The following is a 17869-nucleotide window of genomic DNA, read 5'->3' on the forward strand; positions in this document are numbered from 1 at the left end:
CTATGACTGCGACAGTGCAACTCATCTCACCGGTCGATGGCCGGGTCTACGCCGAACGCCAGTGTGCCAATGCGGTACAGATCGAGCAGGCGCTGGTGGCGGCCGCAACCGCCCAGGCGCAATGGAAACGCCGGCCACTGAGCGAACGTGCCGCCTTTTGCAACGCTGCCGTGGACGCGATGCTGGCGATGCAGGCCGAGATCGTGCCGGAACTGGCCTGGCAAATGGGCCGCCCGGTTCGCTTTGGCGCCGGCGAATTGCGCGGGTTTGAAGAACGTGCCCGGCACATGATCGCCATCGCGCCTGAAGCTTTAGCAACGCTGGAGCCCGCGCCTGTTGCGGGTTTTCAGCGCTGTATCAAGCGCGAACCGCTGGGTACGGTGCTGGTCGTCGCACCGTGGAATTACCCCTATCTGACGGCGGTGAATACGATCATCCCGGCGCTGATGGCCGGCAACAGCGTGATCCTCAAACACGCTACACAAACGCTGCTGGTCGGTGAGCGTTTCGCCGAGGCCTTTCGCCGCGCCCATCTGCCTGAAGGGCTGTTTCATAACCTGGTGCTCAGTCATGTCTATACCGCGGCGATCATTACCTCCGGACGCGTGCAGCAGGTGAACTTCACCGGCTCTGTCGATGGCGGCACGGCCATGGAACACGCGGCCGTCGGAGGCTTCCTCGGCATGGGGCTGGAGCTTGGCGGCAAAGACCCGGCCTACGTCCGGGCAGACGCCAACCTTGAGCATGCGGTGGAGAATCTGGTGGACGGCAGCTTCTTCAACTCCGGGCAGAGCTGCTGCGCCGTCGAACGTATTTATGTCGATAAAAAAATCTACCCGGCGTTTGTCGAGCGCTTCGCCGCCTTGACCCGCCAATACGTGCTGGGCAACCCACTGGACGAAGCCACCACGCTCGGCCCGCTGGTCACACCGGGTGCCGCTGAGTTCGTTCGCGGGCAGATCGCCGATGCACTGGCACAAGGGGCCAGGGCACTGATCGATCCCAAGGACTTTCCCGCCGACGCACCGGGCAGCGCCTACCTCGCACCGCAGGTATTGGTGGACGTCACCCATCAAATGGCGGTGATGCGCGAGGAAAGCTTCGGCCCGGTGGTCGGCATCATGCCGGTGGCCAGCGACGACGAAGCCATCGCCTTGATGAACGACAGTGAATTCGGGCTCAGCGCCTCGATCTGGACCCAGGATCTGACCGCCGCCGAATGGATCGGCAACGAGATCGCCACCGGCACCGTGTTCATGAACCGCTGCGATTACCTGGACCCGGCCCTGGCCTGGACCGGAGTGAAGAACAGCGGGCGCGGCATAACGCTGTCGCGCCTTGGCTATGAACACCTGACCCGCGCGAAATCCTTTCATCTGCGCCACGAGATCTGAGCCATGAGCCTGACCGCGAACTGGAACTACCCCACGAGCATCCGCTTCGGTGTCGGCCGCATCGCCGAGCTGGCCGAGGTCTGCCGCAGTCAAAATATCCAGCGACCGCTGCTGGTCACCGACAGTGGCCTGGCGCGTGCGCCGATCGCCACGGCGGCGCTGGAATCCTTGCGCGCTGCCGGCCTCGGTGTAGCGCTGTTTTCTGACCTCAAGCCCAATCCGGTTGAAGCCAACCTCGCGGGAGGGCTCGACGCCTGGCGCGCCGGCCAACACGATGGCGTGGTCGCCTTTGGCGGTGGCAGCGGCCTGGACATGGGCAAGCTCATTGCCTTCATGAGCGGCCAGACCCGACCGGTCTGGGATTTCGAAGACATCGGCGACTACTGGACACGCGCCGACGAAGGCAACATCGCCCCGATCATTGCGGTGCCAACCACCGCGGGCACCGGTTCCGAGGTGGGCCGTGCAGCGGTGATCATCGACGAGCGTACACACACCAAACGCATCATTTTCCATCCGAAGATGATGCCGCGTGTGGTCATCAGCGACCCGGCCCTCACCATCGGCATGCCGGCAAAGGTCACCGCCGGCACCGGCATGGATGCGTTTTCCCATTGCCTGGAATCGTACTGCGCTCCCGGTTTTCATCCCATGGCTGAAGGTATCGCGGTGGAAGGCATGCGGCTGGTAGCCAATGCCCTGGTACGGGCGGTACACACCCCCTCCGACCTCGACGCGCGCGCGCAAATGCTGGCGGCGGCCGCGATGGGTGCCACCGCTTTCCAGAAAGGCCTGGGGGGAATGCACGCCCTCTCGCATCCGGTGGGCGCCCTGTACGACACCCACCACGGCATGACCAATGCCACCTTCATGCCCTATGTGCTGAAGTTCAATCGCCCGGCCATCGAGGAACGCATCACCCGTCTGGCGGCTTATCTGCGCTTGCCCTCCCCGGGCTTCGACAGCTTCCTGGCCTTCGTCCTCAAGCTGCGCAAGGACATCGGCGTACCCCATACGTTATTTGAGCTAGGGGTGGATGATCAGCAGGCCGATCTGATCGCGGACATGGCGATTGTCGACCCCTGCGCCGGCGGCAATCCGCTGCCGTTGACACGAAATGGCGCGGCAGAAATTTTCGCAGCGGCTTATCACGGTCGTCTTTAGAACGGCCACCGCATGGATGGTTTTTATCCATTAGACGCAGGAGCAGTAAGACAGGGGGTTGAAGACAGTCCCATTCGGCAACGCATAACGCGGATGGCTATGTATCAAAACCTGACAAGGCACACATTATGAGTCCTGTAAGCCAACCCGGCGCCACCGCGCCACAAGACGACGACCTCAAGGTGTTGCACAGCATGGGCTATGCCCAGCAACTCTCGCGACGCATGGGCGTTTTCTCCAACTTCGCCATTTCCTTTTCGATCATCTGCATCCTCTCGGGTGGCATCAACTCGCTGGCACAGGGCACCTCGGGTGCAGGCGGCGCGGCAATCGGTATCGGCTGGCCACTGGGGTGCCTGATTTCCGGGGTTTTCGCCATGGCCATGGCGCAGATTTCCTCGGCCTACCCAACCGCTGGCGGCCTCTATCACTGGGGCTCGATTCTCGGTAACCGCTTCACCGGCTGGCTGACGGCCTGGTTCAACCTGTTGGGATTGATCACGGTGCTCGGCGCGATCAACGTCGGCACTTATTACTTCTTTTTCGGAGCCTTCGGACCGACCCTGGGCATGCAAGACACGATCACCACACGGGTCATTTTCCTGGCGATCCTGACCGGCATCCAGGCCTTGTGTAACCACTTCGGCATCGGCCTGACCGCCAAGCTCACCGACTTCTCGGGCTATTTGATCTTCGCCACGGCAACCGCGCTGACCATCGTCTGCCTGATCGCCGCGCCCAGCTATGAGTTCGTCCGCCTGGTGACCTTCAGCAACTACTCCGGCGCGGCCGGCGGCAACGTCTGGCCACAAGTGTCGAACGGCTGGATTTTCATGCTCGGCCTGCTCCTGCCGATCTACACCATCACCGGCTATGACGCCTCCGCGCATACTTCTGAAGAGACCCACAAGGCTGCCGTGTCGGTCCCGCTCGGGATGGTCACGTCGGTGGCCTGGTCGTTGCTGTTCGGCTGGGTCATGCTCTGCTCGTTTGTACTGATGTTGCCGAGCATGGATGAGGCCGCCAAGCAGGGCTGGAATGTATTCTTCTGGGCGATGGACAGCCAGGTGAACCCGGCTATCAAAATGGCGCTTTATGTGGCGATTTTCATCTCGCAGTTTCTCTGCGGGCTGGCGACCGTGACCTCGGTCTCACGCATGATCTTCGCCTTCTCCCGTGACGGCGGCCTGCCCTTCTCCAAAGCACTGGCCACGGTCTCACCGAGCCATCGCAGCCCGGTGGCGGCGATCTGGACCGGTGCCACGCTCGCGGTGCTGTTCGTCTGGGGATCGTCGCTGGTATCGATCGGCGAAACGCCGGTGTACACGATCGTGGTCTCTTGTACGGTGATCTTCCTGTTCTTCTCTTTCATCATTCCCATCGTGCTGGGGCTGTTTACCTACGGGACTGCGAAGTGGCCGACCATGGGACCATGGAACATGGGGCGCGCGTTGTACTCGTTGTTCGCCATCCTCTCGATCCTCTCGATGGTGCTGATCTTTGCCATCGGCATCCAGCCACCGAACGATTGGGCGCTGTACATCACGCTCGGTTTTCTGATTCTGACGGCAATCATCTGGTTCGCCTTTGAAGCCCGACGCTTCCAGGGCCCGCCCGTGGGCGAGATGATCATCAAGCGTCAGGCAGAAATTGCCGCGGTTGAAGAGGCGTTGAATAAACAAGCGGGAAGCTGATCGCGACAGCCATGCAAAGCAGGGCCGCTGAGCAGGGCCGCCGGATAGGTCCACGGACTCAGCCCTTGGCCGCCATCGCGGTGACTTCCACGCGCATGCCTTCGACTGCCAGGGCAGCCACGCCAACGGCGGCGCGAACCGGCCAGGGCTTGGCGAAAAAGCGCTGGTAGACCTCGTTGAAGGCAGCGCGGTCGGCCATGTCGGTGAGGTAGATGGTCAGATGCAGAACCCGGTCCATGGAACTGCCGGCACGCTCCAGCGCTACCTTGAGCGCCTGCAGGGTGCACTCGCTCTGCAGGGCGATGTCGCCCAGCTCCAGGCTGCCGTCGGCGCGGGTGGGGATCTGGGTGGAGACCAGCAGGCCGCCGAAACCGGCGACGTCGGAGGAGATGGATTCCGCATCTGGATCGGGGAGGAAAGTGAGGTCGTGGTTAGCCATGGGGGTCTCTCGCTTGAGGTGGTAAAGGGACGGTCGCGGTCGCGGGCCCGGTCAGCCAAGACCGCTGAAGCCTTCAATGAGGCAACGCCTTTTTGCGCGGCCAGTTTACAGTTCCATCGTCGGGCCGTTCGTGAATTAGCTCGAAAACCTGGAAAGCAAGCAGACGGGCAGTACGATAGCCATTACAGGAACTGACGATAGAAACGGGTCAGTTTCTCGCCGGCGGGCCCCACGTATCGTGACTTGTCGTACACATGCCTTGCACAACCTGGATGACGAAGGAGATTTCCCTGTAGGAGCAGCCTTCGGCAGCTCCTACAGGGGGATTTCGGGTGTATGGGAGAGCGTGTTTAATCAGTGTCAGTGTTACTTCCTGCAAGCTACAGCGTCTTGCGCCGTTGCCTACAACTACGCCAGAATCCGCCGGCTTGTGCGCCTTGGCCCTGGCCTCTATCGTTTCCCTGCCACTGCCCATCAGTGGTCGGGTTTAGTCGCCCGTTGATGTCAAGATGCACATGCTTCTATCAGTCAGGTATCCCATCCCTGCACTTGATGGTGGCTGTGCGCAGGGCGCTTCGGCGCGCCGATTTCTTGGCTCATCGGTCGACTAACCTGTGCACAGCTGCCTCCATTTCGTTTAGTCGCGAACTGGTTGCGGCCTCACTCATATAGAGGTTAGAGCCAATGTTCAAAGTAACACCCAATCCACCGGACACCGATCCGGCATCCCCATACGAATCCACCCATTCAAAAAAGCTCAACGAAGCCGCTGAACGCGCGCTCGATCATTACCTCAAGCCCCCCAAAGAACCCGCCGCGGCCCGTAAACCGAGCACAATGTTTATCGTCGCGCCCGGTGTCGATTCGGAAAGCCTGCTGGCCCACGCCTGTGAGTCGTTGGCATCGGCGAGTGTCATGGCCAGTGATATCGCGGGTCTGCTGGAAGGGCCGCAACGCAACACGATGCTGGCGCTGCAACAGGTCATCATGCTGGGCGAACTGGCAGTGAACCGGGTTCTGGACAATATCGATCCGCAGGCTTAATAGCTTCGTCTGTTGAAAAAACGGCCTTAACCAAGGCCGTTTTTTTATGGAACGCCCATTAGCCGGCATCGCAAGCTTGTTGACGTTCGCCGGGGCGCCTTCGCACCGTTCGTGCGCCGTTTACAGGTAAAACGTCACCGACAAGCTCCGCTCCACCAGCACTTGTCCTATCCTTCCATCCAACCCCCACTCCGGACATCGAAATGCCTGCCTCCGAATCCAACCTCCTCCAAAGCTGGCACCACAACGCCCAATCCTGGATCGAAGCCATTCGCACCGGCACTATCGAAAGCCGCCTCAAGGTCACCGACCAGGCAATCCTGCTGGCGGTGCTAGGCCGCCAACCCGAGCGCGTGCTCGACCTGGGCTGCGGCGAGGGCTGGCTGTTGCGCGCGCTGGCTGAACGGGCCATCAACGCGGTGGGTGTGGATGGCGATGCGACGCTGGTTGAGGCGGCGCGGGCGGCGGGCTCTTCGCGGGTGCATTTGGCGAGCTATGAAGCGTTGGTGGCGGCGAAGGTGGACATCGGCAGCGACTACGACCTGATCTGCGCCAACTTCGCCCTGCTGCACCAGGACATCATCCCTCTGCTCGCCGCCATGAACGCCCTGCTCGCCCCTGGCGGCGCGCTGGTGATCCAGACGCTACATCCGTGGACCGCGGCAGCGGGCGACTATCAGGATGGTTGGCGCAAAGAGACCTTCGCTGGGTTCAAGGGGCAGTGGCAACCCATGCCGTGGTACTTCCGCACCCTGTCCAGTTGGCTCAATGCGCTGGACTTGGCCGGTTTTCGACTGGCCGGCTTGCAGGAGCCGCAGCACCCGCAAAGCCCTGTGCCGCAGTCGTTACTGTTGGTGGCCGAGCGACGGGGGTGAGCCCCACACCTGGTTTAGTGGCGTGGCTGTTGAAGGGTCAAAGTTACAGTTCGCCACAAGCGGACACTTGAACACGCCTGCAAGGGTGGGCGACTCAAAGCGCCCCCTCCACGCTCAGGTGTCGAATCCGTGGACCCTAGCAAGTCGCCAAATAGTAGCTAATCTTCACCTGCCCTCCCCTGCAAAGGACTGCAATCATGAGCCGGCTTGAGCTACTGAGCAGAAATATCGGTCTCGCCATTCTGCTCGCCACGGCATCACTGGTAGCGCATGCACAATGCACTTTTCCTCCTTCGGCAAGTTCCGCTTACGATCCAGACGCAAACGCAGGTGCAGGCGCCATTCATTTGCCTTGGCGTACGGACTTGCCAAGCGCTCCTGGAACTTCCGTATTTGCCTGGCAAGGGGTGAGGTTCGAATCTGACTGGCGCGACTATATGGCTGCGTTTCTTAAAGAGATTCGGGCCAGCGGCATCCACATCGACCAGCGCCGACTGACGATGAATCCAAATGCAGAGTGGTGGATCGTGCCGTGGATGGACTACAGCCTCAATGGTCGTGAACGTCTCAACGGCCTGACCGCAGAGCGCGGCCCGGACCCTGGGGATCTTTCGAAAACCTCAGGCGATGGCATCCAGACGTGGGCGGTGGGTTGGTACAACCGCCCGGGCGCGTACGCAATCGGTCAAATTTTCAAGGATCCTTGCAACCCCCAAGCCCCAGCGACTTTTGCTTTTCCCGCTCAGTCTGCGTCATTCAAATTCCTCTTCACCACTGCGGATGTCGGGCAAGTGCCGTACCTCGAAGGCTCACCTGAGATCGACGCCTACATAAACCCCGAGGGTGACCCGCGTGGTGAAAAGGCTGGAGTCGATGGCCGAGAACCGAGGCCAATGCGATTGCTGCAAGTCGACATCGCAGTAAAAGACCCGAACGCGAAGGACACCGGGTGGGTAATGGGGACGTTTGTTTGGCGCAAGCCCTTGAGCCCCGACGGTTTCAAAGGAGATTGGCTGCTCGACAACCTGGTTCCCGTCGGTCTCATGTGGGGGAATGATCCAGGTGCCCTGGATCCGGCCTGGAACAAAACGACCACCCTCAGCCAGAGCAAAATCAACCAGGAGCTGCGCGGTGTGGTTTGGTCAGCATCCGAGGCCGATTGGCCGCAGCGACCCTATCCGGGTTTTCAGGGGCGTCTGAATGGCCCGGCGGATAATCCTCGCTCGTCATGCCTTGCGTGCCACGCGGCCGCCCAGTGGCGTCGCGACCAGCCTTTGGTGGACTCGTTCAAGCTGGACTCAAGTTTTACGCCGGAAAAAGTCCGAGCCCACGTCAGCAAGTTTTTCATGAATACCCAAGGCGGAACACGCCATCCGGGTTCAATGGTGGGTAACCCCCTCGACTACTCACTGCAACTCGAAGCGGCATTCGATCGCATTTGCCGGGCCTGCAGCGATCAGAAACTCCAGGCCAGGACCCCGGATATTTGCAAAGTACCGCAGGTGCGTAACCGCGGCACAATCGTGACACGAGACACTTGTGAGGCATCACCGGTAGTCAATTTTTTCAAGACATTCGTAAAACCCGAGGCGCTTAGCGAGACGCCCTACCCGCGACAGTAAGATCAGCACCGCACTGGAATCTGAAATCAATCGGTCGGAATATTGGCCACAACGTACTGGATCACCTCTTCAAGCGTGTCTATGTCTGGAGCATTGCTCACTAACGCTTCCGGACAGCACCATGGGTAATCCAGATGCGATACCCACTCCATGATGCAGTCCAGATCAGTCGCTGGCAGGGTTTTCATGTGCTCAATGGTGATAGTGAGCCTCTGGACAAGTCCCGACTCGGGGCTGAACTGCCATTCATACAGACCGCAACCGACCCGGGCTTCACCGGAGTGCTTGTCGGACATGCCGACCAGCCATTTGCACTGGAATGTTTTGGCCTGCGGTTCAGGTTGGCCTCCCAGGCAAAAGGTATAGACGTTTTCGAAGGTCTGCCCGAATCGGCTGACCAGCACATCACCGATAGGTCCAAGGCCTTCAACGTGGGGTGGAAACGAGATGGATCCGGTGTGCACGACCATGTCCAATATCGCGTCTGACGCAAAGGCCTTGCGCAATAAATGTGGACGGTTGCCGTCCTTGGCTTTTATGTACTGTCGAATCGATAGTTGAGCAGTGTTCATTGTTTGTCCGTCGCATCCATACTTGGTTGAGAGCCGCCTCATACGAGGCTCACATGACTATTCCATGTGACCCTGTACGCCTTTACAAAGCACTATTCCATAAATCCGTCACCTGCATGGAGGGTGTCTCAGATTTTGTGTAAACGGAATTTCTGTTAAACCGCACCGCCGCTCCCACAGGATTTTCGTCGCGCCTTTAAGTCCACTGTGTTACGCAGGCGAGCTGGAGCAAGCTCCCTCGCCACATGTATAGTGTTCGGCTCGTCATTTGCTGCCCTTCGCAATAAACAGCAATAGCCCAAAAGCAGTCAATTTCGCTCCATTTCGGCTACCCTCACAAAGCGCCACGCAGCAATCAGATTGTGCCAGGCGCCTCGACATTCTTCCGTAAATGCACCGGAGATCTTCCATGCTCAAGCGTACCCTGGCAGTGGCCGTCGGCTTGATCCTGTCTTTTGGCACCCTGCTGGCGCAAGCCGCCGACACCCTGAAAGTCAGCGCGATTCCCGATGAAGCCCCGACCGAACTGCTGCGCAAGTTCAAGCCACTTGGCGCCTATCTGGAACAACAATTGGGCATGAAGGTCGAGTTCGTGCCCGTGAGCGACTATCCGGCCGTGGTCGAGGCGCTGGCCACCGACCGCATCGACCTGGCCTGGCTGGGCGGTTTCACGTTCGTGCAGGCACGCCTGAAAACCGGCAATGCCATTCCGCTGGTACAGCGCGAACAGGACGCCCAATTCACCAGCAAATTCATCACCGCCGACCCGGCCGTCAAGTCCCTCGCCGATCTCAAGGGCAAGACCTTTGCATTCGGCTCGGTGTCCTCCACGTCCGGCAGTCTGATGCCGCGCTATTTCATGCTCAAGGAGGGCATCAAGCCGGAAAGCTACTTCAGTCGCGTAGGCTATTCCGGTGCCCATGACGCCACTGTCGCCTGGGTCCAGGCCGGCAAGGTGGACGCCGGGGTGCTCAACGCCAGCGTGTGGGAAAAACTGGTCGCCGCCGGCAAGGTCGATACCACCAAGGTCAAAGTGTTTTCGACCACCCCGGCGTACTTCGACTACAACTGGACGGTGCGCGGAACCCTCGACCCGGCGCTGGCGGCCAAGATAAAGGCTGCGTTCCTGGCGCTCGATCCGGCGAACCCGAAAGACAAGGAAATTCTGGATCTGCAGGCCGCCAGCCGGTTCATCGAAACCAAGCCTGAGAACTACAAGGGCATCGAGGAAGCCGCACGCGCCGCCGAACTGCTCAAATGACATTGCATCTGACCCAGGTCAGCCTTACCCACGCCAACGGCGTCCAGGCGCTGCGTGGCGTGGACCTGCACATCGGGGCACGCGAACAGGTCGCCATCATTGGTCCGTCCGGTGCGGGAAAATCGAGCTTGCTCCATCTGCTGGCCACCGCCCTGCGTCCGGGCAAAGGCGAGCTGCAGGTGCTCGGCGAGCGCGTCTGGCAGCTTTCTGCCCGTCAACGTCAGCGGCTGCGTGCTCGCATCGGCCTGATCCATCAGGCGCCTCCCCTGCCCCCGCGCCAGCGCGTGGTCACCGCGGTGCTGGCCGGCAAGCTGGGTCAGTGGGGGCTGGGCAAGAGCCTGCTGAACCTGCTGCATCCGCTGGATATTCCGGGCGCACGCGCGGCATTGACCAGGCTGGACCTGAGTGACAAGTTGTTCGCGCATTGCCAACAACTGTCCGGTGGACAGCTACAGCGCGTGGGCATTGCCCGCGTGTTGTATCAAGCACCCGAGGTGTTGCTCGCCGATGAGCCGGTATCGGCCATGGACCCGGTGTTGGCCCAGCACACGCTTTCGGTGCTCTGTCGCCATGCCCGGCAGCACGACGTCACCCTGGTCGCCAGCCTGCATGCGGTGGAGCTGGCCCTGGCGCACTTTTCGCGCATCATCGGCTTGCGTGATGGACAGATCCTGTTCGACCTTCCGGCCAGCGAAGTCGATCACGAGTTGCTCGACAAGCTCTACGCCAACGAACAACTGCAATCCCCACCGATTGCCCCGCCGCCCTTGAGTGTGCAGATTCCCCGATGCTGACGTCTGGCACTCGCGATCCGGCCGCCCTGCCCCGTCTGCTGCTCAGCCTGCTGGCCCTTGCCCTGTTGTGGCCCGGCATCCGCTTCAGCGAGTTGGACCTCAGTGTGCTGGTGGCGAGTGACAGTCAGAGTGAGATGGGCCGGTTTGTATCCGCCTTCTGGCCACCGGCCCATGGCGAGGCGTTCATCCAGCTGTTGTTGCAAGCCACCCTGCAGACCCTGGCCATCGCCACGGCCGGCATGGCCCTGGCGTTGCTGGTGGCAGTCCCCGCCAGCCTGCTCGCCAGTCGTGCTCTGTCGCTGTCCGCTGCCTCCCGGGCCGGCCACCCGAGCTATTGGGGCCAACTGCTGCGTTGGCCCATACGCGGTTTACTGATCTTTCTGCGCAGCGTGCCGGAAATCGTCTGGGCCCTGCTGTTCGTGCGCGCCGTCGGCCTCGGCCCGACGGCCGGGGTTCTGGCCATTGCCATCACCTACAGCGGCATGCTGGGCAAGGTCTACGCGGAAATTTTCGAGTCGGTCGACCAGCGTCCGGTCCACGCGCTACTGCAGTCCGGCAGCGGTCGGCTCGCAGCCTTTTGTTACGGAATCCTGCCCAATGTCGCTGCGGAGTTGCTGTCGTACACGGTGTATCGCTGGGAATGCGCAATCCGCGCCTCGGTGGTGATGGGCTTCGTCGGTGCCGGCGGCCTGGGCCAGCAAATGGATCTGTCGTTGCGCATGTTCGCCGGTGGTGAAGTGGCCAGTCTGTTGCTGACGTTCCTCGTCCTGGTGCTGCTCGCCGATCAACTCAGCCGCCTGCTGCGCTGGAGGCTGACATGAATCGTTTGTTCAACCTGGCACTGCTCCTGTGTATTGGCACAGCGGTCGTCACCTCGTTCATCTATCTGGGCATCGACCTCGGCGAACTCGGCGGCACCGGCAACCTGAAGCAAATGGGCGCTTATGCCGAGCGTTTTCTCAGCCCGGACCTGAGCTTGGGGCATCTGCAAGCCATCGGCCACGGCGCCCTGGAAACCCTTGCCATGTCTGCCCTTGGCACCCTGCTCGCGGCGGTATTCGGCCTGCTATTGGCATTGCCCGCGGCCGGACGCTACGGCTGGCCTTTGCAGAGCGCGTCACGTCTGGTGCTCAACGCCTTGCGCGCAGTGCCGGAACTGGTGTGGGCCGCGTTGATGGTCCTGGCCGCCGGGCTCGGCCCCAACGCCGGCACCCTGGCATTAGCCCTGCACACCACCGGCGTGCTCGGCCGGTTGTTCGCCGAAGCACTGGAAAACACCCCACCCGAACCCGCCGACGCCATCCGTTTGCAAGGTGCCAATGCCGTATGGGCTTTCTGTTACGGCACGCTACCCAACCTGTTGCCACAGCTTCTGGCCTACATTCTGTATCGCTGGGAAAACAATATCCGCATGGCCAGTGTGCTCGGCTTCGTCGGCGCCGGTGGTTTGGGGCAAATGCTCTATGTCAGCCTCAGCCTGTTCCAGGAAGCTCAAGCGAGCACGGTTATTCTGGCCATGCTGTTGCTGGTATTGGCTGTCGATACATTGAGCAGCTGGAGCCGTCAGCGTTGGGTCAAGGCTTGAGTGCAGCGCCGTAGCAACACAAAATTCGTTCCCGCGGTGCGGCGGTCGCCCATCAGCCTTTAACTGAACATCCAAAAGCTGCACAATCGCCGGCTTTTTTCGCGACAGGAAGTCCCCTGCAACGGATTGTGATTCTGGGCAATGCCGGTAGCGGCAAATCTACCCTCGTCCGCGCCCTCGGCAAGCGCCTGAGCCTACCCGTGGTCATCTGGACACGCTGTTCTGGGAGCCTGGTTGGGTCGAGCCCGACGCTGAACAGTTCCGCGCTTTCGCCATCCCGGCAGTCGATCCGCGCATTTAGCGTTAGCACATGCAAGTTTCAGATAGATCCCCGAACATGAAAAAACTAACCCGACTCCCGACTTTAGCCCTCAGTGCGCTCGTGTTCTGCGCGGGATAATGGGCCATTTCACAGTGGTGGGAAAAGGCTCTGGCGAAGCCCGTCGGCGCCGCCAGGATCAGCCCCAACGGCTGCTACCGAGTTCAGTAGTTCAACCCTTTCCGGGTACTGCCCGACTTCCTTCACCCCCAGTCGCCCCCGGACGAGCCGGACCAGCTAGAGTGGTTTTTCAGCTGGGAACTTCCGGCCTTTTTTCGCTTATACGATAATCGCAACGGCCAGCTGATTGGCGAAAGCGCGATCTACGACCTGGTGAACTATGGGGGACCTGTCTTGGGGCTTCAGCAGCGTCCCCAGAGTTTCCGCCGGCATGATCGAGATTGGCCCCAACTTGCCTGACTGCATAGGTGATCAGCAGGGCTAGCGGGGTCAGGGTGAATTGCCTCCGCGTTTGTATAAACACATGAGAAATGTCTACTTCTGGCTGATAACTGCCGGTGTCGACCGCCAACTTTGGGTCGCGAGCCACCCTTACTGACAGGCAGCAATCGACCGACTCTGTTGAAAACAGTCAGTCCGCCCAAACTGCCTGATCATTGACTGGTGTAAACGCCTTTCTGCACGCTGCTACGTGAAATCCGAGTCCGGAAGCCTCTGCCCAAAGGTCTTTCTCCCCCTTTTTTGACGCGGAACCAGAAGCCTGATTTTGCGAGGATTGCTTTCACCGCAGGGTTGCTCACGCTTGCTTGATCTCGATGTCCAAAGCGGGTGGTGGGGGACCGTTGGGGCGGTGAACACTTATTTTAGCTAGTACGCAGATTGCGTTTGCGAGTCTCTGGTGAATCTTATATTCAGAAAATATTTACAAAGCGTTTTTAGCACATTAGGCTTTCCTTCAATGAGAAGAGGATCTTCTCATTGAAGGAGCTGTATCAGTGAAAGGAATGACATCTTATATGCTAATTGCCGCTATTCAGACACCCTAGAATTCGGGCAATAAAATCTCCTACCTGATTTTTTATATCCCGCCCCCCACAATGGGCACTTTACAGTGCACGGCGCCTGGGGCATGGAAATTAGTCGGATTTAATAGCACACGAAAATGTCCTGCACCACATCAGCCAATAAAACATGGAGTTATAATGATCAACGAAAAGTTTCAAGTAACCGAAGATCAGGTGATGAAGTTTCGCAGGCAGGGCTTTCTTTTTCTCAAAGGTTTTTACAATAGAGATATAACCGGTTATTTGACATCAACCATTGGCGACCGTATCTCCACGCCTACTGACAAGTATCAGAGCGGCTTCAGCCGTTTGGCATATGATATGTATGATGGCGATCCGATGATTGCCAGCGTTATTCAAGATGACCACTTCAAACATGTCATGAAAACGTTGACGGGTAAAAACATGTTTTTTGCCCAAGCTCTTTCCTTCGAGCTTGAAAAGATGAAAAACAAGGGCTTCCCCTGGCATATCGGTACGCAAAGTTTCGGCTATCACCAAGCGGAAGACTATGGCTGCACAATCTGGGCTCCTTTGGTCAAAATCGACCCCAAAGGGCAACGAGGCGGTATGGCGTATGTCCCAAAAGACGCCGTATCGGGTGCGTTCATGTATGAACACGTCGATCCTTCGATTTTCCAACTCCTATCGGAACGTATTGAGCGAGGCGAGGAGACCACCATCGATGAGTTCGTGCACCTTCGTGATGGTCCTTTGAATGACCCAGCGATTAAAAAGCTACTGGATCACTTTGCCGTCGAGGACGAATTCGAGGTGGGTGATGCGCTCATTTTCGACAAGAATGTCATTCACCGAAGCATCATGCTGGAGGAAGGCCCCGTAAGCTCGCGCGCAGCGTTTGTCATGCGCTTCTTCTGCGACACCAGTACCTATGACTATCGTCGCGCTTATGACCTTGAAATTCCCCGCGAACATTTCAAATACTCGGGGCCGACGCGCTTTCACTTAGAAGTCGCAAAGGAACATGGCGAACTTCTTGTTGACAGCCCGTTCTTTGAAGGTCAAGAGTACCGTTCGTTAAAAATTTCAAAAACAAGTTGAATAATCAGAAGGGCTTATGCCCTTCTTTTGTTTTGCGTGGAGATAAACAGTGGAAGAATATCTTTTTTACGTGACGATATCATGCTTGACGATCGCCAGTCCGGGGCCTGGGGTGTTACTGACATTAACAAACTCACTCACCTATGGACTGAAGAATGCTTTGCCTGGAATCCTTGGCGTGACCCTCGGCATGGGGGGGATCTCTATCATTGCGGCAAGCAGTGTGGGAGCGATTATTTCCAGCTCTGCCTGGATGATGAACGTCGTTAAACTAATGGGTGCGGCTTACCTCATTTACCTTGGATTAAAGCTCCTGCGATCCAAACCGAAACTTCAAAACAACCTCAATGAAATAACACACTCTGAATACACCCCCAGTGTGATAGCCAGATTCAGGCAGGGTTTTTTCATTTCGATGCTTAACCCCAAGCCAATCGTTTTCTTCATGGCTCTTTTTCCGCAATTCATAAAGGCAGACCAACCGTTCGTTCCTCAATTCACACTGTTGGCGTCCACGTTCTGCGCACTGGTATTCTTGATTCACTTCACCTATGGCTATATCGCCACCTCAGCACGACAAAAAGTTTCTCTTGGCAGGGGCTTTTTGATCGTCAATAGAATTGGGGGTGTTGTGTTTATCTGCTTCTCGGCAGCCCTTATTTTCTCCATCAACTTTAGCTTAATGATCGACAGCGTGTGAAATCCTCGGATTTTGTCTGCTCCGTCATATAAATTTCTGATCTCATTTAGGTGACTTTTTTATCTCGCAACAGAGAGAAACGGATCAGAACAATACACGCTTTATATCACCTGGTTACGGCATTCACTGCGTACCAGGTTTTTCTATATTTCTCAGGCGGATAGGCACACAAAAAAAGCCGCCAAACGCCTATTACGGGATAGGTGCGCCTGCACGAAGCAAAAAACTCAAACTAACCCATTAACAGGAATCCACAGTCGAAAGCTGCCGCACTGGACTCGCTCATCCCGCAGCCCTGCCATACTGTTCAACATGACCCGTGCAACCTTCCGCTTCTACGAGGAGCTCAACGATTTCCTGCCGGCCGAACGGCGGCGGCAGTCCTTCACTTGCGAGTGCGCGCGAGGGGCGACGGTCAAGCACATGATCGAGGCGCTCGGGATACCGCACACCGAGGTCGAGCTGGTGCTGCTCAACGGCGAGTCGGTGGGTTTCGAGCGGGTGATCTTCGACGGTGACCGGCTGGCGGTGTATCCCAAGTTCGAAGCACTGGACATCAGCCCACTGCTCAAGGTTCGTGCGCAACCTTTACGGGTGCTGCGCTTCGTCGCTGATGCGCACCTTGGCGGGCTGGCCAGCCTGCTGCGCATGAGCGGCTTCGACACCCTGTACGACAATGGCTTCGAGGATGCCGAGATCGCCGAGATCGCTGCGCAGCAAGGACGCATCGTGCTAACCCGCGACCGCGAACTGCTCAAGCGGCGAATCATCAGCCACGGCTGTTACGTGCACGCCCTGAAACCGTCGCTGCAGCTGCGCGAATTGTACGAGCGCCTCGACCTGGCGCGTAGCGCGCGCCCATTCAGCCTGTGCCTTCATTGCAACCTGCCGCTGCACGAGATCAGCCCGGAACTGGCCCGGCCGCAGGTACCGCCACGCGTTGGCGTCCTCTATTCACACTTCCTGCGCTGCGACGCCTGCCAACGGATTTACTGGGAGGGTTCGCACTGGCGCGGCATGTGTGCACTGCTGGCACCTCTGCTGAACCGATAGCCGAGTGCATCGGGCGTTTTGCGCCCATCCACAGCCCAGTGGTAATGCCAAAAAGCACCAGGCTGATGACAAACACTCGCTTGCGCCCATACCGATCCGCCAGTGTGCCGGTGGTCATCAGTACCCGTGGTGCAGGCGATGGTGCAGATGCAGCCCTTCGAGGCGAACCGCATTGGGCTCTTCATCCACCACTGATATGGAGGAGCTCTCCTTGGAAAACCGTTCAGGGTGACTCTCCGTATGCTTCAGATTTATTAGCCTGCTGTTCTTCCTGTTTTCACAGTCGCGTGAAAAACTGCGCGCTCTTTGCCGCTCACTTTTTTGTCTGTTTTGATGGAACTGCCGATGGACATCATGGATACCAAGCAAGAAAACACCCTCGAAAAATCACTCAGGCTGGCGGCGGATGAACCGGCCCATCGACCTGACTTTTTCAAGACTCTGTTGAATTCCACTATCTACGTCCTTGGCACTGCCGGCACTGGCGAAGGTCAAGTCAACCTCGAGGCTGGTAGCAACATCAGCATCGCGCATTGGCAAAAGCCTGACGGCTCCGCTGTCATCCCGTTTTTTTCTTCGCTGCAAACACTACAAAGATCCATAGATAGCGAAGAGTCCTACGTAGAGATCCCGGCCAGATCGCTGTTTGAAATCACACTGGGCACCCCTCTTTTCCTCAATCCAAAGTCTCCTTACGGGAAAGAGTTTTTCCCGGAGGAAGTACGCCATCTGCTCTCCGACGAGATCGGCCAAAAGCCGGTGCAGCGCACGGTCGAAAAAGACACCAAAGTGCTGCTCGGACAGCCGTCGCAATATCCGTCGAAGATGGTCAACTCGCTCACACAATTACTCGCCAAACATCGCAACGTAAAGCGTGCGTTTCTGGCGTTGATGCATGACGCATCGTCTGATCAAAAGCCTCATCTGATCATTGGTATTGAAGCGGACGGAGATATTGAACTGGTCATGCGCGAAGCCGGTAACGTTGCCGGGGATACCGCTCCGGATGGCGAACCCGTTGACCTCTATCGCGTTCACGAAGGGGAATCAGGCCTTAGCGATTACTTCCTCAAGCAAACCGCCCCCTTCTATGAACGGAAGTCGGCAGGCTGGCTGCGTTCATTGTTTGGTTTTGGCAAAGCGTGACAGAGATCAACGCCGTGCTAACCGCCGAGCATGCCTGCGAAATCGTGCTTGGCCTGTTTGACGGCGTCATGAGAGATGGCAAACCTGAGCGTTTGTCATTCAGTCATGTGAGCTTACCGC

At 58.4% G+C, this 17869-nt stretch carries 16 protein-coding genes and 1 pseudogene; 15 read left to right on the plus strand and 2 right to left on the minus strand.

The window, feature by feature from the left end:
* The first annotated feature begins 2 nt into the window (after positions 1–2).
* From LOY38_RS17055 to LOY38_RS17065, 3 genes are all read left to right on the plus strand, one after another.
* Positions 3–1394, plus strand: a complete 1392-nt coding sequence (locus LOY38_RS17055) for an aldehyde dehydrogenase family protein (RefSeq protein WP_258696245.1) — start codon at positions 3–5, stop codon at positions 1392–1394.
* 3 nt (positions 1395–1397) lie between these two features.
* A complete protein-coding gene (locus LOY38_RS17060) occupies positions 1398–2558 on the plus strand; it encodes an iron-containing alcohol dehydrogenase (protein WP_258696246.1) in 1161 nt (386 codons plus the stop codon).
* Positions 2559–2686: 128 nt separating this feature from the next.
* Entirely contained in the window at positions 2687–4252 is a 1566-nt protein-coding gene (locus LOY38_RS17065; protein WP_258696247.1) for an amino acid permease, read from the plus strand.
* A 58-nt stretch (positions 4253–4310) separates the two neighbouring features.
* Here LOY38_RS17065 and LOY38_RS17070 read toward each other — a convergent pair whose 3' ends face one another.
* The gene (locus LOY38_RS17070; protein ID WP_258696248.1) at positions 4311–4691 is read right to left on the minus strand and encodes a RidA family protein; all 381 of its coding nucleotides are present in this window, start codon (positions 4689–4691) and stop codon (positions 4311–4313) included.
* Between the two features lie 684 nt (positions 4692–5375).
* Between LOY38_RS17070 and LOY38_RS17075 the strand changes: the two genes are divergently transcribed.
* From LOY38_RS17075 to LOY38_RS17085, 3 genes are all read left to right on the plus strand, one after another.
* Positions 5376–5735, plus strand: a complete 360-nt coding sequence (locus tag LOY38_RS17075) for a DUF6124 family protein (protein WP_258696249.1) — start codon at positions 5376–5378, stop codon at positions 5733–5735.
* 203 nt (positions 5736–5938) lie between these two features.
* Positions 5939–6610, plus strand: coding sequence for a bifunctional 2-polyprenyl-6-hydroxyphenol methylase/3-demethylubiquinol 3-O-methyltransferase UbiG (locus LOY38_RS17080; protein WP_258696250.1), 672 nt, complete (start codon positions 5939–5941; stop codon positions 6608–6610).
* 197 nt (positions 6611–6807) lie between these two features.
* Positions 6808–8232, plus strand: coding sequence for a hypothetical protein (locus LOY38_RS17085; protein ID WP_258696251.1), 1425 nt, complete (start codon positions 6808–6810; stop codon positions 8230–8232).
* Positions 8233–8258: 26 nt separating this feature from the next.
* Here LOY38_RS17085 and LOY38_RS17090 read toward each other — a convergent pair whose 3' ends face one another.
* Positions 8259–8804 carry a hypothetical protein gene (locus LOY38_RS17090; protein WP_258696252.1) on the minus strand — a complete coding sequence of 182 codons (546 nt, stop codon included), beginning with the start codon at positions 8802–8804 and terminating at the stop codon, positions 8259–8261.
* Positions 8805–9213: 409 nt separating this feature from the next.
* On the opposite strand from LOY38_RS17090, the gene LOY38_RS17095 reads away from it, so the two are divergent.
* The 9 genes and pseudogenes from LOY38_RS17095 to sseB all read left to right on the plus strand — a co-directional run bounded on the left by LOY38_RS17095 (position 9214) and on the right by sseB (position 17749).
* Positions 9214–10065, plus strand: a complete 852-nt coding sequence (locus LOY38_RS17095) for a putative selenate ABC transporter substrate-binding protein (protein ID WP_258696253.1) — start codon at positions 9214–9216, stop codon at positions 10063–10065.
* On the plus strand, positions 10062–10859 hold the full coding sequence (locus tag LOY38_RS17100; protein WP_258696254.1) for a phosphonate ABC transporter ATP-binding protein: 798 nt from the start codon (positions 10062–10064) through the stop codon (positions 10857–10859). Before LOY38_RS17095 ends, LOY38_RS17100 begins: the two co-directional genes overlap by 4 nt.
* Positions 10853–11680 (plus strand): ABC transporter permease, encoded by an 828-nt coding sequence (locus LOY38_RS17105; RefSeq protein WP_258696255.1) that lies wholly within the window; start codon positions 10853–10855, stop codon positions 11678–11680. Before LOY38_RS17100 ends, LOY38_RS17105 begins: the two co-directional genes overlap by 7 nt.
* Complete coding sequence (phnE, locus tag LOY38_RS17110) at positions 11677–12444, plus strand: phosphonate ABC transporter, permease protein PhnE (RefSeq protein ID WP_258696256.1); 768 nt, start codon at positions 11677–11679, stop codon at positions 12442–12444. The genes LOY38_RS17105 and phnE overlap by 4 nt, the downstream gene beginning before the upstream one ends.
* 116 nt (positions 12445–12560) lie before the next feature.
* A pseudogene (locus tag LOY38_RS17115) lies at positions 12561–12736 on the plus strand (AAA family ATPase); the annotation flags it as partial.
* 1190 nt (positions 12737–13926) lie between these two features.
* Positions 13927–14850, plus strand: a complete 924-nt coding sequence (locus LOY38_RS17120; RefSeq protein ID WP_258696257.1) for a hypothetical protein — start codon at positions 13927–13929, stop codon at positions 14848–14850.
* Between the two features lie 49 nt (positions 14851–14899).
* A complete protein-coding gene (locus tag LOY38_RS17125) occupies positions 14900–15550 on the plus strand; it encodes a LysE family translocator (protein WP_258696258.1) in 651 nt (216 codons plus the stop codon).
* Between the two features lie 312 nt (positions 15551–15862).
* Entirely contained in the window at positions 15863–16603 is a 741-nt protein-coding gene (locus LOY38_RS17130; RefSeq protein WP_258696259.1) for a Mut7-C ubiquitin/RNAse domain-containing protein, read from the plus strand.
* Between the two features lie 345 nt (positions 16604–16948).
* The gene (gene sseB / locus LOY38_RS17135; protein WP_017338157.1) at positions 16949–17749 is read left to right on the plus strand and encodes an enhanced serine sensitivity protein SseB; all 801 of its coding nucleotides are present in this window, start codon (positions 16949–16951) and stop codon (positions 17747–17749) included.
* The last annotated feature ends 120 nt before the right edge of the window (positions 17750–17869 follow it).

The organism is Pseudomonas sp. B21-015, assembly GCF_024749285.1.
Lineage (GTDB): Bacteria > Pseudomonadota > Gammaproteobacteria > Pseudomonadales > Pseudomonadaceae > Aquipseudomonas.

Bases quoted from the DNA above. Each gene is read 5' to 3' on its own strand.
- LOY38_RS17090 (WP_258696252.1), bottom strand. From the start codon at position 8,804: ATGAACACTGCTCAACTATCGATTCGACAGTACATAAAAGCCAAGGAC.
- LOY38_RS17085 (WP_258696251.1), top strand. From the start codon at position 6,808: ATGAGCCGGCTTGAGCTACTGAGCAGAAATATCGGTCTCGCCATTCTG.
- LOY38_RS17060 (WP_258696246.1), top strand. From the start codon at position 1,398: ATGAGCCTGACCGCGAACTGGAACTACCCCACGAGCATCCGCTTCGGT.
- LOY38_RS17120 (WP_258696257.1), top strand. From the start codon at position 13,927: ATGATCAACGAAAAGTTTCAAGTAACCGAAGATCAGGTGATGAAGTTT.
- LOY38_RS17105 (WP_258696255.1), top strand. From the start codon at position 10,853: ATGCTGACGTCTGGCACTCGCGATCCGGCCGCCCTGCCCCGTCTGCTG.
- LOY38_RS17065 (WP_258696247.1), top strand. From the start codon at position 2,687: ATGAGTCCTGTAAGCCAACCCGGCGCCACCGCGCCACAAGACGACGAC.
- LOY38_RS17100 (WP_258696254.1), top strand. From the start codon at position 10,062: ATGACATTGCATCTGACCCAGGTCAGCCTTACCCACGCCAACGGCGTC.
- phnE (WP_258696256.1), top strand. From the start codon at position 11,677: ATGAATCGTTTGTTCAACCTGGCACTGCTCCTGTGTATTGGCACAGCG.
- LOY38_RS17095 (WP_258696253.1), top strand. From the start codon at position 9,214: ATGCTCAAGCGTACCCTGGCAGTGGCCGTCGGCTTGATCCTGTCTTTT.
- LOY38_RS17075 (WP_258696249.1), top strand. From the start codon at position 5,376: ATGTTCAAAGTAACACCCAATCCACCGGACACCGATCCGGCATCCCCA.
- sseB (WP_017338157.1), top strand. From the start codon at position 16,949: ATGGACATCATGGATACCAAGCAAGAAAACACCCTCGAAAAATCACTC.
- LOY38_RS17130 (WP_258696259.1), top strand. From the start codon at position 15,863: ATGACCCGTGCAACCTTCCGCTTCTACGAGGAGCTCAACGATTTCCTG.
- LOY38_RS17080 (WP_258696250.1), top strand. From the start codon at position 5,939: ATGCCTGCCTCCGAATCCAACCTCCTCCAAAGCTGGCACCACAACGCC.
- LOY38_RS17055 (WP_258696245.1), top strand. From the start codon at position 3: ATGACTGCGACAGTGCAACTCATCTCACCGGTCGATGGCCGGGTCTAC.
- LOY38_RS17070 (WP_258696248.1), bottom strand. From the start codon at position 4,691: ATGGCTAACCACGACCTCACTTTCCTCCCCGATCCAGATGCGGAATCC.